A 16057-nucleotide genomic window follows, 5' to 3' on the forward strand; every position below is an offset into this window, starting at 1 on the left:
CAATGAAAAAAATTACCATAAACGACCTGATGAAATGGAAGCAGGAAGGTCGCAAATTTGCTACATCAACCGCTTATGATGCGAGTTTTGCTCAGTTATTTGAGAGCCAAGAAATGCCGGTCCTGTTGGTCGGTGATTCGCTTGGCATGGTGTTACAAGGAGAAGCCGACACCTTACCCGTGACGGTGGATGAGATTGCCTACCACACCCGTTGTGTACGTAAAGGCAGCCCAAATTGTTTGCTCATGGCGGATATGCCTTTCATGAGCTATGCCACACCAGAACAAGCGTGTGAAAACGCGGCCAAACTGGTTCGCGCCGGTGCGAACATGGTGAAAATTGAAGGTGGCGATTGGTTAGTCGACACCGTAAAAATGTTGACTGAACGTGCAGTGCCAGTGTGTGCTCACCTCGGTTTAACGCCGCAGTCGGTCAATATTTTTGGTGGCTACAAAGTACAAGGCCGCGAGCAAGATAAAGCGGATCGCATGGTACGTGATGCGTTGGCTCTGCAAGAAGCGGGCGCACAAATTGTCCTGCTGGAATGCGTTCCTGCCGAATTGGCAAACCGCATCACTCAACTTCTTGATGTCCCTGTGATTGGTATTGGTGCTGGCAACGGCACAGATGGTCAAATCCTCGTCATGCACGATATGTTTGGAATTTCGGCGAACTACATGCCAAAATTCTCGAAAAATTTCTTGGCTGAGACGGGCGACATTCGCCAAGCCGTTGCCAAGTATATCGAAGATGTCGAGAGTGGCGCTTTCCCAGATCTCGCTCATACCATTGCCTAAGGAGTCATTCATGCAAGTTTTTGCTGACATTGCCGTTCTTCGCGAGCAAATCAAACAGATCAAGCGTGAGGGCCGCCGAGTCGCTTTTGTGCCGACCATGGGTAATTTACATGAAGGCCATTTAACTCTGGTTCGTAAAGCTCGTGAACTGGCCGATGTGGTCGTCGTGAGTATTTTCGTCAACCCAATGCAATTTGACCGCGCGGAAGATTTGAAAAACTATCCGCGCACCCTAGAAGACGATTTGAGTAAACTCAATGGTGAAGGGGTTGATCTCGTATTAACGCCGACCCCGGAAACCATGTACCCACAAGGTTTGGATAAACAAACCTTTGTTGAAGTACCGGGACTGTCCTTCATGCTGGAAGGCGCTTCTCGTCCAGGTCATTTCCGTGGTGTCGCCACAATCGTCACTAAGCTGTTTAACATTGTGCAGCCTGATGTGGCCTGCTTTGGCGAAAAAGATTTCCAACAATTGGCGGTGATCCGTCAAATGGTGGAAGATCTGTGCATGGATATCGAAATTGTCGGCGTTGCTACCGTTCGTGAATTGGATGGTCTTGCGATGAGTTCACGTAATAATTTACTGACGCTTGATGAGCGCCAACGCGCGCCAGTATTGGCTCGCACCATGCGCTGGATTAACAGTGCGATCCGTGGTGGCCGTGACGATTATCCATCGATCATTGAAGATGCTGTGGATCAACTGCGCGCAGCCGATCTGGAGCCTGATGAGATCTTTATCCGTGATGCTCGTACTCTATTGCCAATCAGCAGTGAAAGTAAGCAAGCGGTGATTCTGATGTCGGCTTTCTTAGGTAAGGTACGCTTGATTGATAACCAAGTTCTCGATCTGCAAACAGATACCAAAGCCAGCAGCGAAGAAGAATAATCCCTCTCTCTTCTGGATCAAAAAAGGTCAACCTCGGTTGACCTTTTTTATATCTATTCATTCAGTTAGCTGCGCAGCCCTTTGCCTTTGGTCACCAAATAATGTGCCACACAGTACAGCGCCACCACAAAGGCCATTAACACTGCAAACGAAGTCGTGATATCCACATCCGACACGCCAAGGAAACCGTAGCGAAAGGCATTAACCATGTAGACGATGGGATTGATCTTCGAGACACCCTGCCAAAATTCAGGCAGCAGACTGATCGAGTAGAACACTCCACCGAGGTAAGTCAGCGGCGTGAGGACAAAGGTTGGAACAATCGAGATGTCATCAAACGTTTTGGCAAACACCGCGTTAATCAACCCACCGAGTGAAAAGACTACGGACGTTAAAAATACGGTCGCGATAATGATGCCCCAATGATCGACTTTCAGATCAACAAACAGCAGCGAAACCGCCGTCACCATAGCCCCAACCAGTAAGCCACGCGCCACACCACCCATTACGTAGCCAGCGATAATCACATAGTTTGGCACTGGAGCGACCAACAGCTCTTCAATGTTCTTTTGAAACTTAGAACTAAAGAAAGACGAAGCCACATTGGAATAAGAGTTAGTGATCACCGACATCATGATGAGGCCAGGCACTATGTATTCCATGTAGCTGAAACCGTTCATTTCACCGATTCGAGAGCCGATCAAGTTACCAAAAATGATGAAGTACAGCGTCATAGTGATGGCTGGTGGAACCAAAGTTTGTACCCAAATACGGGTAAAACGATTAATTTCTTTACCCAGCAGACTGCAAAATGCCGTCCAATAAATTTGATACATGCTGATTAACCTCGCTTACCACTATTGACTATGCTGACAAACAGCTCTTCCAAACGGTTTACTTTGTTGCGCATGGAAAGCACCTTCACCCCTTGCTCGGTGAGTTGAGTAAACACATGGTTGATCCCTTGGCTTTTTTCTAATTCGATTTCCAGCGAACCTTCCACCATCTGCTGTTTCACCACACCTTGCAGCGGCGCAATGGTTTCGGTGCCATCGACATCCAACACGAAGGTTTCAACATGCAGCTTACCAAGCAGAGATTTCATGGTGGTGTTTTCTATCAGCTCGCCGCGTTGAATGATGCCAATGTGACGACAGAGCATTTCCGCTTCTTCGAGATAGTGAGTGGTGAGAATAATCGTCACTCCTTGCGCGTTAATTTGCTTGAGGAACTCCCACATCGAGCGACGCAGTTCAATATCGACTCCCGCCGTTGGTTCATCAAGGATCAGCAGTTGCGGCTCATGCATTAAAGCGCGCGCAATCATCAAACGGCGTTTCATACCACCGGAGAGGTTTCTTGCTCGTTCGCTGCGTTTTTCCCACAAATCAAGCTGAGTCAGGTACTTTTTTGCGCGCTCTTTGGCTAACGCTTTAGGCACACCGTAGTAACCCGCTTGCTGAAGTACGATCTGCTCGACCGTTTCAAACGGGTTGAAGTTAAATTCTTGCGGCACCAAACCAAGTTGCTGTTTGGCAAGTTCCAGCTGCGAATCGAGATCGTAACCAAACACGGTCACCTTGCCGGAGGTTTTGTTGACCAGTGATGAAATGATTCCAATCGTGGTCGATTTACCAGCCCCATTCGGCCCCAGCAGTGCGTAAAAATCGCCTTTTTTGACTTGCAGACTAATACCTTTGAGCGCTTCAAAGCCACCTGCGTAAGTTTTTTTAAGTTGTTCTATTTCCAGTGCGTACATGGCAGAAACCTTGTTATCGATAACAACCACGATGTTGCGCTTTTATGGCGCTTTTTCAACCCTTTATTGGATAAGGGCAATCATTAATACAGAAATAGCTAATATAGTTTTCCATTTCATGATTTTTACACATAAAAATGCCGCATCACTGCGGCACTTTACTTGACGATTTATAGGCTATTTCTATTTATCACTCACTAACCGTGACCTGTTTTACCGCCGCATTAAGCGCTTCATAGCGGAAAGTAAACATGTTCTGATCAGGTACCAAGTCGATGACATGGAATTTTTCTAACTCCGCACGAGTTTTCTCATTTGGACAAAGCAAATAGACTTCACAATTTGCTTCCTGAGCATCGCGAATCGCGTTTTCTAGCGCCAACCCGACAGTGACATCGATCATCGGCACATCGGTCAGATCGAGGATCATCGCTTGATACTGATCAACACTGCTGTGCTGGCGAGTAATGGCTTTCGACACACTAAAAATCATCGGTCCCGACAGATAGAAAAACAGCACCTTACCATTCGCTTTATCGAGCAACTTGCGCTCACTTTCGGTCAACGGCACATCATCGTCATCAGCATCACTGATCGCCTTCACTTGACGCGCCTGTTCACGGCTTAAACGTTCAATAACCAGAATGTTGGAGATGAACACACCAAGGCCAACCGCCACAATCAAATCCACAAACACAGTCAACAGCATCACACCGTACATGATGGCCATGCCTTGTATGCTGATTTTGTGCGCTCGTTGGATAAACGCCCAGTCGAGTATATTCACCCCGACATACACTGCGATGCCAGCCAACACCGCCATTGGGATAGGCTCGGTTAAACCGCCAGCAACCAAAACCACCAGTGCTAATACTAAGGCTCGTGTCACTCCAGAGAGTGGTGAGCGCGCACCAACTTGAATGTTAGTCACCGTGCCCATGGTTGCCCCTGCACCGGGTAAAGCGCCAAAAAGCCCAGCCACCATATTGGCCATGCCCTGTCCTTGCAGTTCGCGATCGGAATCATGCTCTTTACGCGTGAGAGAATCGCCGATCACCGCGGTTAACAGTGTATCGATACAGCCCAAAGTACCGAGCACTAGAGCATCAATCACCATAGTGACAAAAATTTCACTGCTAAAGGTAGGGACAACAATATGGGGTAATCCGGCAGGAATTTCGCCAATACGACGAATATCGTCAGTATCAAAGAAAATGACTGAAAACAGCGTTACCGCCACCAGTGCCACCAACTGTGCGGGGACTTGTTTGCGGTATTTTTGTGGTAAAAAAAACAAAATTCCGAGTGTCAGCCCCCCTAAAAACAGCTCACTGAATTTTAGGTTGGCGAGCAACTCCGGCAGTGCTGATAAAGTTCCCAGCACACCACCACCGGGAGAAGGATGACCAAGTAGTGGAGAAAGTTGCAGAATAATCAGTATCACCCCGATACCAGACATAAAACCTGATACCACACTGTAAGGCATGAGCGTGATGTATTTTCCGAGTTTGAGTGTACCGAGCAGAATCTGAAACGCCCCCGCCATCATCACCACGGTAAACGCAATGGCCGCACCAGATTCAGGATAACGTGACACCATAGTGGTCAGTATCGCCGTCATAATTACTGTCATTGGCCCAGTTGGTTCTGAAATCAGCGTTGAAGAGCCACCAAACAAAGCGGCAAATAGACCAACCAGTATCGCTCCCCATAAACCAGCTTCTGCCCCCGCACCAGAGGCCACACCAAATGCCAACGCCAATGGCAGTGAGATAATCGCGGTGGTTACCCCTCCAAACAGGTCACCACGTAAATTAAGATCCGCAAATCGAGCCTGAAACACATCCCCTTCCTCTCGGTGCTATCGAATGCCTTAGTTTAAGTCGAATGTTGTAAAAACACGTCAGATGAGTTAATCAGAAGGTAAATTTTATGGGATTGAATTTGTAACATTGTGTATATTGTTGGCAATTAATGAAGGGAAGTAAGATGCCAGAAATTAAACAACTTTTTGAGAACAACTCAAAATGGTCTGAGTCGATCAAAGCCGAAAGTCCGGAATACTTTGCCAAGCTAGCCAAAGGGCAAAATCCGGATTTTTTATGGATAGGGTGCGCTGACAGTCGAGTTCCTGCTGAACGCTTAACGGGCCTTTATTCCGGTGAACTGTTTGTGCACCGCAATGTGGCGAATCAGGTGATCCATACCGACCTTAACTGTTTATCGGTGGTCCAGTACGCAGTGGATGTATTGCAAGTCAAACACATCATTGTCTGTGGTCACTATGGATGTGGTGGTGTGACCGCAGCCATCGATAATCCACAGCTCGGCTTAATCAATAACTGGTTACTGCATATTCGCGATTACTACCTTAAACATCGTGAATATCTCGATAAGATGCCGGCCGAAGACCGCTCCGATAAGCTGGCTGAAATCAATGTCGCCGAGCAAGTATACAACTTAGCCAACTCAACGATACTGCAAAACGCATGGGAACGCGGGCAAGCGGTAGAAGTGCACGGTTTTGTTTACGGGATAGAAGATGGTCGATTGGAATATCTCGGCGTACGCTGCGCTTCAAGAGCCGCCGTTGAAGATAACTATCACAAAGCGTTAGAGATGATCCTCAATCCTGAACATCGTTTGCTGTGTCGCTAGTGTTTTCTACTGCTAGGTAAGAATGACAACGCCCACGTAACCGTGGGCGTTTTTATAAACTAAATTTTTAGCCGTGGCATTACATTTATTCAGCCAAAGGAACCACTTTGCCAATGTAAGGTAAATGACGGTATTTCTGCGCGTAATCGATACCAACACCCACCACGAATTCATCTGGAATTTCAAAACCTACCCAGTTCACTTCAACATCAACTTCACGACGAGTCGGTTTATCGAGCAAAGTACAAATACGGATCGATTTCGGCTCACGCAACGCCAAGATCTCTTTCACTTTATTGAGCGTATTGCCCGTATCGATGATGTCTTCCACCAAGAGTACATCTTTGCCTTTGATGTCGTCGTCCAGATCTTTCAGGATGCGTACATCACGTGAACTTTCCATGCTATTGCCGTAGCTAGAAGCCGTCATAAAATCGACTTGATGAGTCAGATGAATTTGACGAGCGAGATCGGCCATAAAAACAAAGGAACCACGCAACAATCCAACCAAAACCAAATCGTCACTACCTTGATAATGCTCTGTGATCTGTTGACCTAATTCGTGGATGCGCTTGGCGACTTCTTGCTCAGAAATCATGACTTCAACTGTGTGTTTCATACCATTCTCGTTGTGTTAGGCGATGCCAGCATCGCTGACCTTGGTGGCGCGTATAGTATCACCTCACTCAAATCCTGTTAATCGTTTCCCTGCTCATCCCCTCACTGTTATACGCTTACTCAATAAAAAGAATTGAAACGACAAATAATTAACATAATTGAGCATTTTTTCACCCAACAAAGATTGACCTCTCTGATATGCACCATTACACTCATAGGGCTTTTAGTAGCAAATAACAAAATAATCATTAGAGCAAAATGCTCAATCAACTCAATTGGCAAGGATATACCCCTATGGACGCATCAATCGAAAAACGCCCTCGAACTCGGCTATCTCCACAAAAACGTAAACTGCAACTGATGGAAATCGCATTAGAAGTGTTTGCAAAGCGTGGAATAGGCCGCGGTGGTCACGCAGACATCGCAGAGATTGCGCAAGTCTCAGTAGCAACGGTGTTTAACTACTTTCCTACTCGCGAAGACTTAGTCGACGATGTACTGAACTTTGTGGTTCGCCAATACTCCAACTTCCTCACCGATCACATCGATTTGGACTTGGATGTTAAAAGTAACCTACAAACATTGTGCAAAGAGATGGTCAAACTGACCATGAACGACTGCCATTGGCTAAAAGTATGGTTTGAATGGAGCGCATCGACTCGTGATGAGGTATGGCCGTTATTTGTTTCGACGAACCGTACTAATCAGCTACTGATCAAAAACATGTTCATCAAAGCCATGGAGCGTGGTGAATTGTGTGAAAAGCACGATGTAGACAATATGGCGAGCTTGTTCCACGGCATTTTCTACTCCATCTTCTTGCAAGTAAACCGCTTGGGTGATCAAGAAGCCGTGTATAAATTGGTCGATAGCTATCTCAATATGTTGTGTATCTACAAAAACTAGTTTTTGTCATATCCAACAAGACTTAGGGCGCCTCAAGCGCCCTTTTTTATTTTGGTCTAGGTAAATCTAGCGAATCATTTATTCCCCCAGATTGTCCAAACCCCATTTATACAATGCATTTTTTTTCAGTTGGTGAATTTCTGCCACTAAAGCCGCCGCTTTCTTCAATGGTAACTCTTTGGTCAAAATCGTTAAGGTACGTAAGGCATCATCGGGTAAGGTCTGTTCTCCTGCGTCACGATAGCCATGCACAAGCAGCACCATCTCACCTTTTTTACGATTATCATCTTCAGCGATCCACTCGATAAGTTCGGCCAAAGGCATACCTTGAATGGTTTCAAACGTTTTGGTCAGTTCACGTGCTAGTACCACCTCACGCTCCCCGCCAAGCACTTCGAGCATATCTTGCAGTGACTCGCAGATTCGATGTGGTGATTCATAAAAAATGCACGTACGCGCTACTTTCGCAATGTCGAGCAACTTATCTTTACGTGCTTTGCTTTTCGCAGGTAAAAAGCCTTCGAAACTGAAACTATCGGATGGCAAACCAGATGCGCTCAGCGCAGTGATCACCGCACATGGACCAGGAAGTGGCACAACTTTAACCCCCGCTTGACGACATTGGGTGACTAAATGATAACCTGGATCACTGATCAGCGGTGTACCGGCATCTGACACCAAAGCAATCGACAACCCGGACAGTAGTTTATCCACCAACACTTGCGCTTTTTGCTGCTCATTGTGGTCATGTAATGCAAAGGTTTTGGTTGTGATGTTAAAGTGAGATAACAATTTACCGGTATGACGTGTATCTTCTGCGGCAATCAGATCCACACTGGCTAACACGTCTAGGGCTCGTTGTGTGATGTCACCCAGATTACCAATCGGGGTTGGGACAATATAAAGAGTTGGAGCACCATTTGGCACGGTTTTATTATCTGTCATTTGTTTACCATCACATCAACGATTAATATAGAGACAATTTTACACGGACTAACGAAAGAACTCATGGCTATGAACCACCATCAGCGACGCAGTGTACCACGCTTACTCACTCCGATTGCATTATCAATCGTTTTATCGGCCTGTTCGACTCAGCCTTCGTCACCGGATGTGGTCGATATTACCGCTCAACCGCTGTTAACAGCACAAACTTATTTGATGCGTGCCGATGCCAGTCAGGGCTCTCAGCAAAATGACTGGTTGATCATGGCCCTAAAAGCCGCCATTGAAGAAAACAGCACAGATCAAGCCCAGTTATTGATTATGCGTCTTGCTAAGCAACCCCTGACACCAACACAGCAGGCACAATGGCAATTATTGCGAGCTCAATTGCTAGTGAATACCGAGCAGTATCAAGAAGCTCTCGATCAACTGAGTTTCCAAGCAAATTGGTCATTGCCACAGGTTCAATGGCAACAATACCACCAATTGCGCGCTGATATATTTACCGCGCTGGATCGTTCTTTTGACTCAACACGCGAATTGATTGCGCTCTATGGCATGTCTTCGAGTAAAGAACAAGAAGCTTTAGCCGATCAAATTTGGGCCAATTTAAACCATTACTCTGCTAGCAAAATTATTAAACTTTCTGCAGAACCAGACGAAGCGCAGTTGGATGGTTGGTTACAACTCGCGGTATATATGAAAACGCTAGGCAGCAATCTGCCACAATTGAAAAATACATTAGAAAAATGGTTAGCTGAGAACCCACAACACCCAGCCGCAATTTATACACCTAAAGCCATCTCAGATATTCTTGCGCTTGAGATCGTCAAACCAACCCACACAGCCCTGCTACTGCCTTTAACGGGAAAGTTTGCAAAACAGGCTCAATTTATTCGTGATGGTTTTGTGTTTGCAATGATGAACGATGCCGATCGCCAACCAGAAGCCACACTGACGATTATTGATACCAATGCAGAGACATTGGAATCGGCAGATGCCATTCTCACCAGTAAGCAAATTGACTTTGTCGTGGGGCCGCTGATCAAAAGTAATATCGAAAAACTACAGCAGTTCCAACAAAACCGCGGCCAGACAATTCCCACTCTCGCGCTTAACATCCCAGATCAAATTGATACAGCAGCCGGGACTTGCTACCTAGCTTTATCACCAGAGCAAGAGGTTGCTCAAGCGGCGAAACATCTGTTCACTCAAGGCTACCGTTACCCACTGATCCTCGCACCACAGAACAGCTATGGTGAACGAGTAGTCGAAGCCTTTAATGAAGAGTGGCGTCGCTACAGTAAAAACAAAGTTGCGGTAAATCTGTTTGGTGATAAACGCCAATTACAGCGCAACATCAATTCCATTTTCGGCCTTCAAGATAGCCAACAAAATATCGCTCAAATGGAATCACTACTTGGGATTAGCATGGAAAGCCAACCTCGTAGCCGCCGTGATATTGATGCAGTCTATATCGTAGCCAACAGTGCAGAGCTAACCTTAATCAAGCCTTTCATTGAAGTGGCGATAAACCCGGATACACGCCCACCAAAACTGTTCTCAAACTCCAACAGTAATACTGGTGGTCGCCAATACGAAGATTTATCTGGCGTTACTTACAGCGATATTCCATTGTTGGTTCATCCAACCCCAAGCATCAAAGAACAGCTGACCCAAATCTGGCCAGAAAGCTCCAATGCCGAGCGACGCTTGCAAGCACTAGGGATGGATGCCTACCAGCTAATGGTGGAGCTTCCACAAATGAAAATCGTCGATGGTTACACGGTTGATGGACAAACTGGCGTGTTAAGCATTGATGAACAATGTGTCGTTCAACGTGAAATCAGTTGGGCAGAGCATGGGGTTCGTTAACTCCCGGCAGCAAGGTCATCATTACGAACAGATGGCGGCGGAGTATCTCCGCCGCCACGGACTTAAGCTCGTAGCTCAAAATATAAATTATCGCTTTGGCGAATTAGATTTAGTGATGAGTGATGGAACGGCTCTTGTGTTTGTTGAGGTACGCTACCGAGCTAACGTTCATCACGGCCACGCCGCTGAAACCATCACATCAAGCAAACAAGCACGCTTGATCAAAGCAGCAAATTGTTGGATGCTCGCCAATAAAATAAATAGCCATAGTGCTGATTTTCGTTTTGATGTGATTGCCATTCACCAGCAAGGGCAACATATTGAATGGCTGAAAAACGCAATTACTGAAGGATAAATGATGCTCGATAGCATTAAAGACAGTTTTACCGAAAGCATTCAAATACAGATCGCGGCTGCAGAAGCCCTGCCGGATGCGATCATGCATGCGGCACAAGCTATGGTTGCTAGTTTACTCAATGGCCATAAGATTCTCTGTTGTGGTAACGGCGGCTCGTCCGTCAATGCACAACAATTTGTTTCTTGTCTTCTTAATCGCTTTGAAACCGAACGTCCTAGTTTACCGGGTATGGCACTTACTGCAGATAACACGACATTAACCGCAGTAGCCAATGACTATCACTACCAAGAAATTTTTTCTAAACAAGTGCGTGCTTTTGGCCAACCTGGCGATATTCTACTAGCCATTTCGACGAGTGGTAATAGTAAAAACATCATCAAAGCCATGGAAGCAGCAGTAACTCGGGATATGACCATTATTGCTCTTACTGGCAAAGATGGCGGCGAAATGGCAGGATTACTCGGCGAAAATGATGTAGAAATCCGTATTCCATCACACCGCACCGCTCGCATCCATGAAGTTCACATGGTGACACTGCACTGCCTATGTGATTTGATTGACCAAGTGTTATTCCCAGCTCATGAAGAGTGATTATGAAAAGCATTAAACGACTAATTCTTTGCGTTTTACTTGTTAACCTCACTGGTTGTGCAGGGTTATTTATTGCCGGTGCAGCAACAACAGCGACAATTGTTACGGATCCCCGCAGTACCCAAGAGATCTGGCAAGACAACAATGTCGAGTTAGAAGTTGCAGGACTCGCCAACAAAGAGCCATACCGTAAAGATACTCGTATTTCTGCTGTTGCCTACCGAGGCACGGTAGTATTACTGGGACAATCACGTAGTGATGCGATTCTTGACCAGTTCATTGCTCAAGCCCGTCAAGTAAAAGGGGTCAAAGAGTTACACAATCAAGTACAGATCAAAGCACCACTGTCTGTAGGAGAAATCAGTAACGATAGTTGGATAACCACTAAGGTCAAATCAGCTCTCCTCACAAAAGCAGAGTTAAACGGCATTAAAGTGAAAGTAGTCACAGAAGATCGTGTGGTTTATCTCTTTGGCTACGTATCACCTGAACATGCCGATATGGCGATTGAGGTTGCAAGAAATATCATCGGAGTCAAACAAGTCGTCAAGGCTTTTGAATACGCCCAGTAAGTGATAAATCACATGATGAAAATAGAAAAGGCAGCGGTAAACGCTGCCTTTTTAGTATCTTGAATCCACTTACTTCACGACACGCAAACTTGGTCGACCTTTGGGTCTAGGTGAATCCTCAAAAGGCTCATCACCTAAATCACTTTCCAGCTCAACAAGGGAGTCTTCTGAATCCAAATCTTCCTCAAACTCCATCGTTTCAAGGTAAGCAGGTTCAGGCTCGAACATAGTACCAGCACCATTTTCACGCGCATAAATAGCTTGTACAGCGTAAATCGGTACGATCACCAAGTGAGGACGGCCACCAAAACGGGCATTGAAAGTCACTTCCTCATTCCCAAGCTCTAAGTGCCCGACCGCGCGCGGAGCCACATTAAGAATGATTTGACCATCTTGAACGTATTCAAGTGGCACCTTCACACCTGGTAATGTGGCATCCACCACTAAGTGCGGCGTAAGTTCGTTTTCCAGTAGCCAATCATAAAATGCTCTTAACAAATAGGGTCGGCGTGGTGTCATTTGACCAATATCCATTCCGGCATCCATTAGCGAGCCAGACGCATCTCGCGTTCAGCTTCAGTGAGAGAAGCAAGGAATGAATCACGTTCGAATACACGGTTCATATAGACTTTCAGTTCTTTAGAACCAGGACCAATCAAGTCAATACCAAGAACAGGTAAACGCCACAGTAGTGGAGCTAAATAACAGTCAATCAAGCTGAATTCTTCACTCATGAAGTATTCATACTCAGCAAACACAGGTCCAAGAGTCAGCAAATCGTTACGTAATTTATTACGTGCATTTTCTGCCACTTCAGGGGAACCATTAACGACTTTCTCAGCCAATGAGTACCAGTTTCTTTCAATACGGTAGATCATCAAACGGCTGTTACCACGAGCGACTGGATAAACAGGCATAAGTGGTGGATGAGGGAAACGCTCATCCAAATATTCCATGATGATCTTTGAGTCATACAGAGCAAGCTCACGATCAACTAGAGTAGGAACTGTTTTATAAGGATTCAGCTCAATCAATTCCGCAGGAAGGTTGTTCTCATCAACCAACTCAACTTCAAAACTGACGCCTTTTTCAGCTAGCACAATGCGAACCTGATGGCTATACATGTCAGATGCACTTGAAAACAGAGTCATCACAGAACGTTTGTTGGCAGCTACAGCCATGGAGCCCTCCAGTACAGATGCGGGTACAAAAAATCAATGGAGGCTAAAGCCTCCACTGATGAGTTAACAATCGGGAATTAGCGCAGCATAATAGCACAATTAGTGCACATCGCGCCAATACTCTTTCTTCAGTGCTACAACGACAATGGTAAATATCACCAAAAATGCCATCGCCCACCAACCTAAACTTTGACGCTCAAGTTTCATTGGTTCACCCGAGTATTGTAGGAAGTTCACCAAATCACGTACTGCTTGGTTATATTCCCCTTCACTCAGCTCACCATTACCACGAGATTTTACACCGACAACATGTTGAACTTCGTTACCATCCACCATATGCGTTTCAATGATCGGATCCGGTGTACCTTGCAACTCTTCCAGTACATGCGGCATACCAACACTTGGAAATACGATGTTGTTGACACCAAATGGACGAGAAGGATCTGCATAGAAAGAGCGTAGATAAGTGTATAACCAATCCGTGCCTCGTACTCGAGCGACTAAGGTCAAATCAGGCGGTGGCGCCCCAAACCACTTTGCTGCGGACTTATCAGGAATCGCATTTTCCATCAATTCACCAATCTTGGTTGCAGGATTAAAAATGAGGTTTTCCTTCATCAAATCAGCTGGAATACCGAGATCGTTCGCCACTCGCTCATAACGTTGATATTGCGTTGAGTGACAACCAAAACAGTAGTTCATAAACAGTTTGGCACCATTTTGTAGTGATGCTTTATCCGTTAAATCGTTATTCGCTTTATCTAAATGTACATTTGCACCTGCTGCCATCACCAGCGATGGCAACATAGCAAACAAAATTACAATCCATTTTTTCATTTGTACGTCACCCTTGTTGGTAATGGCTTGGTTGCTTCATTTTTGCTGTAAATAAATAGCAATACAAAGAACATGAAGTAACCCAAACTAAAAATTCTAGCCAGTAAGGTATACGTTGGGGTTGCAGGTAAAGCACCTAGTACACCTAACGCAATGAAACATACAGTGAATTGCGCAATATTGAGCAAATGAAGCTTACTGCGATAACGGTAAGAACGAACTTTACAGCGATCTAGCCAAGGCAATAGGAATAGCACCACTATCGATGCCCCCATTGCGATAACACCGAGTAACTTGTCAGGAACTGCACGCAAAATGGCATAAAATGGCGTGAAGTACCAAACCGGTGCAATGTGCGGAGGCGTTTTTAATGGGTTAGCAGCCTCAAAGTTGGGCGGCTCAAGGAAGTATCCACCCATTTCTGGGTTAAAAAACAGCACATAGCAGAACAAGAACAAGAATCCTGCCACACCAATCAAGTCTTTCACCGTTCCATAAGGATGGAAAGGAATAGAGTCGATGATGTCGTACTTCTTGGTGTAATACTCATGAAACTTAAACTGTGTCTGGTAGTCATCACCCATTGAGCCTTTTGGCAACTTAGTTTCAATACCATCAGGGTTGTTTGAACCAACTTCGTGCAGAGCCAAAATATGCAACACGATCAAAAGCAGCAATACGATTGGTAACGCGATCACATGCAAGGCAAAGAAACGGTTTAGTGTCGCACCAGAAATGACATAGTCACCACGAATCCACAGAGTTAGATCATCCCCAATGACAGGAATCGCACCAAACAGTGAAATGATAACCTGAGCTCCCCAGTAAGACATTTGCCCCCAAGGCAGCAAGTAGCCCATAAAGGCTTCTGCCATCAGCACGAGGAAAATCAACATACCGAAGATCCAAAGTAACTCACGAGGTTTCTGATATGAACCATAGATCAAACCACGGAACATATGCAGATACACCACAATGAAGAATGCCGAAGCACCGGTTGAATGCATATAACGCAATAACCAACCATACTCCACATCACGCATGATGTATTCAACAGAGGCAAAGGCACCTTCACCTGAAGGTACATAATTCATCGTCAACCAAACCCCAGTAAGAAGTTGGTTAACCAACACCAGCATCGCAAGCGAACCAAACAAATACCAAAAATTGAAATTTTTTGGCATTGGGTACTCAGAAAGGTGTTTTTTATACGCATTCATTGCCGGTAGGCGTTTTTCTACCCAATCAAGTAGCGCTTGCATTATGCCTCCCCAGTCTCATCAAGACCGATGACAATTTTTGTGTCAGTCAGATACATGTGTTTTGGAATAACCAAGTTAAGCGGTGCGGGTACTCCTTGGAATACACGACCAGCCATATCAAACTTAGAGCCATGACATGGGCAGAAGAAACCTGATTTCACCCCTTGAACTTGCTCACTGAAAGAGTCAGGAAGATAAGTTGGAGAGCACCCAAGGTGAGTACAGATACCGACGGCAATAAAATATTCAGGTTTAATTGAACGGTAGCCATTTTGTGCATAGTTAGGCTGCTGTTCTTCTTGCGAACTTGGATCGCGAAGTTGATTATCGTGATCCTTAAGGCTATCCACTACCGACTGTGCACGGCGTACAACCCATACAGGCTTACCACGCCATTCCACACGTACCATCTGCCCTTCTTCGAGTTTGCTGACATCAACTTCGACAGGGGCACCGGCAGCTTTAGCCTTAGCACTTGGATTCCATGATTTAATAAAAGGTACGGCGACCGCGACAGCTCCTAAACCACCCACAACAGCCGTTGTGGCGGTAAGAAATCGTCTGCGACCTTGGTTTAGAGGCGCATTACTCATCCAGACATTCTCCCATTTGCTCCTTATGGATCCTGCTTATTCCGTTTAAAGAGCAAGGCTAACAAACACGAGTTTATTTTGTATTTATTTGATAGCAAATGATAAATAAAACCCTACTTTTTGACAAGATAAAGCTACCTTTCTGTAACATTTGTCAATTCAAATCGCTTGCGGCATCACAAAAGGAACAACTTATTTATAGAGTATAAAGAG

At 45.5% G+C, this 16057-nt stretch carries 18 protein-coding genes; 8 read left to right on the forward strand and 10 right to left on the reverse strand.

What is annotated here, in order from left to right; translation table 11 throughout:
- The first annotated feature begins 2 nt into the window (after positions 1 to 2).
- Positions 3 to 797: a 3-methyl-2-oxobutanoate hydroxymethyltransferase gene (panB, locus tag EPB59_RS09835; RefSeq protein ID WP_000724410.1), complete on the forward strand. Its 795-nt coding sequence runs from the start codon at positions 3 to 5 to the stop codon at positions 795 to 797.
- A 10-nt stretch (positions 798 to 807) separates the two neighbouring features.
- Positions 808 to 1689: a pantoate--beta-alanine ligase gene (gene panC, locus EPB59_RS09840; RefSeq protein ID WP_154172564.1), complete on the forward strand. Its 882-nt coding sequence runs from the start codon at positions 808 to 810 to the stop codon at positions 1687 to 1689.
- Positions 1690 to 1754: 65 nt separating this feature from the next.
- Here the strand turns inward: panC and EPB59_RS09845 are convergent, their stop codons facing one another.
- From EPB59_RS09845 to EPB59_RS09855, 3 genes are all read right to left on the reverse strand, one after another.
- The gene (locus tag EPB59_RS09845) at positions 1755 to 2525 is read right to left on the reverse strand and encodes an ABC transporter permease (protein ID WP_000284375.1); all 771 of its coding nucleotides are present in this window, start codon (positions 2523 to 2525) and stop codon (positions 1755 to 1757) included.
- A 5-nt stretch (positions 2526 to 2530) separates the two neighbouring features.
- Positions 2531 to 3448 carry an ABC transporter ATP-binding protein gene (locus EPB59_RS09850; protein WP_000271060.1) on the reverse strand — a complete coding sequence of 306 codons (918 nt, stop codon included), beginning with the start codon at positions 3446 to 3448 and terminating at the stop codon, positions 2531 to 2533.
- 190 nt (positions 3449 to 3638) lie between these two features.
- Positions 3639 to 5291 (reverse strand): SulP family inorganic anion transporter, encoded by a 1653-nt coding sequence (locus EPB59_RS09855; protein WP_154172566.1) that lies wholly within the window; start codon positions 5289 to 5291, stop codon positions 3639 to 3641.
- Positions 5292 to 5437: 146 nt separating this feature from the next.
- Here EPB59_RS09855 and can point away from each other — a divergent pair, with 146 nt between their 5' ends.
- A complete protein-coding gene (gene can, locus EPB59_RS09860; protein ID WP_001114114.1) occupies positions 5438 to 6106 on the forward strand; it encodes a carbonate dehydratase in 669 nt (222 codons plus the stop codon).
- An 85-nt stretch (positions 6107 to 6191) separates the two neighbouring features.
- Here the strand turns inward: can and hpt are convergent, their stop codons facing one another.
- Positions 6192 to 6725, reverse strand: a complete 534-nt coding sequence (gene hpt / locus EPB59_RS09865) for a hypoxanthine phosphoribosyltransferase (protein WP_000683344.1) — start codon at positions 6723 to 6725, stop codon at positions 6192 to 6194.
- Positions 6726 to 7018: 293 nt separating this feature from the next.
- On the opposite strand from hpt, the gene hapR reads away from it, so the two are divergent.
- Positions 7019 to 7630 carry a quorum-sensing master transcriptional regulator HapR gene (gene hapR / locus EPB59_RS09870; RefSeq protein ID WP_000340092.1) on the forward strand — a complete coding sequence of 204 codons (612 nt, stop codon included), beginning with the start codon at positions 7019 to 7021 and terminating at the stop codon, positions 7628 to 7630.
- 78 nt (positions 7631 to 7708) lie between these two features.
- Here hapR and rsmI read toward each other — a convergent pair whose 3' ends face one another.
- On the reverse strand, positions 7709 to 8575 hold the full coding sequence (gene rsmI / locus EPB59_RS09875; RefSeq protein WP_154172568.1) for a 16S rRNA (cytidine(1402)-2'-O)-methyltransferase: 867 nt from the start codon (positions 8573 to 8575) through the stop codon (positions 7709 to 7711).
- A gap of 69 nt (positions 8576 to 8644) precedes the next feature.
- Here rsmI and EPB59_RS09880 point away from each other — a divergent pair, with 69 nt between their 5' ends.
- The 4 genes from EPB59_RS09880 to EPB59_RS09895 are packed head-to-tail and all read left to right on the forward strand — an operon-like array spanning position 8645 to position 11971.
- Positions 8645 to 10450: a penicillin-binding protein activator gene (locus EPB59_RS09880; RefSeq protein WP_154173211.1), complete on the forward strand. Its 1806-nt coding sequence runs from the start codon at positions 8645 to 8647 to the stop codon at positions 10448 to 10450.
- Positions 10437 to 10805: a YraN family protein gene (locus EPB59_RS09885; protein WP_055051715.1), complete on the forward strand. Its 369-nt coding sequence runs from the start codon at positions 10437 to 10439 to the stop codon at positions 10803 to 10805. Before EPB59_RS09880 ends, EPB59_RS09885 begins: the two co-directional genes overlap by 14 nt.
- A 3-nt stretch (positions 10806 to 10808) precedes the next feature.
- On the forward strand, positions 10809 to 11399 hold the full coding sequence (locus tag EPB59_RS09890) for a phosphoheptose isomerase (protein ID WP_000887295.1): 591 nt from the start codon (positions 10809 to 10811) through the stop codon (positions 11397 to 11399).
- 2 nt (positions 11400 to 11401) lie between these two features.
- Positions 11402 to 11971, forward strand: a complete 570-nt coding sequence (locus tag EPB59_RS09895; protein ID WP_154172570.1) for a BON domain-containing protein — start codon at positions 11402 to 11404, stop codon at positions 11969 to 11971.
- A 69-nt stretch (positions 11972 to 12040) separates the two neighbouring features.
- Here EPB59_RS09895 and sspB read toward each other — a convergent pair whose 3' ends face one another.
- The 5 genes from sspB to petA all read right to left on the reverse strand — a co-directional run bounded on the left by sspB (position 12041) and on the right by petA (position 15844).
- Positions 12041 to 12505 carry a ClpXP protease specificity-enhancing factor gene (sspB, locus tag EPB59_RS09900; RefSeq protein ID WP_055051713.1) on the reverse strand — a complete coding sequence of 155 codons (465 nt, stop codon included), beginning with the start codon at positions 12503 to 12505 and terminating at the stop codon, positions 12041 to 12043.
- Positions 12506 to 12516: 11 nt separating this feature from the next.
- Positions 12517 to 13152, reverse strand: coding sequence for a stringent starvation protein SspA (gene sspA / locus EPB59_RS09905; protein WP_000257305.1), 636 nt, complete (start codon positions 13150 to 13152; stop codon positions 12517 to 12519).
- Between the two features lie 99 nt (positions 13153 to 13251).
- A complete protein-coding gene (locus EPB59_RS09910) occupies positions 13252 to 13989 on the reverse strand; it encodes a cytochrome c1 (protein WP_055051712.1) in 738 nt (245 codons plus the stop codon).
- Complete coding sequence (locus tag EPB59_RS09915) at positions 13986 to 15251, reverse strand: cytochrome b (RefSeq protein WP_001148357.1); 1266 nt, start codon at positions 15249 to 15251, stop codon at positions 13986 to 13988. Before EPB59_RS09915 ends, EPB59_RS09910 begins: the two co-directional genes overlap by 4 nt.
- Positions 15251 to 15844, reverse strand: coding sequence for a ubiquinol-cytochrome c reductase iron-sulfur subunit (gene petA / locus EPB59_RS09920; RefSeq protein WP_055029849.1), 594 nt, complete (start codon positions 15842 to 15844; stop codon positions 15251 to 15253). Before petA ends, EPB59_RS09915 begins: the two co-directional genes overlap by 1 nt.
- Positions 15845 to 16057: the final 213 nt, after the last annotated feature.

It is taken from the genome of Vibrio metoecus, assembly GCF_009665255.1.
GTDB lineage: Bacteria > Pseudomonadota > Gammaproteobacteria > Enterobacterales > Vibrionaceae > Vibrio > Vibrio metoecus_B.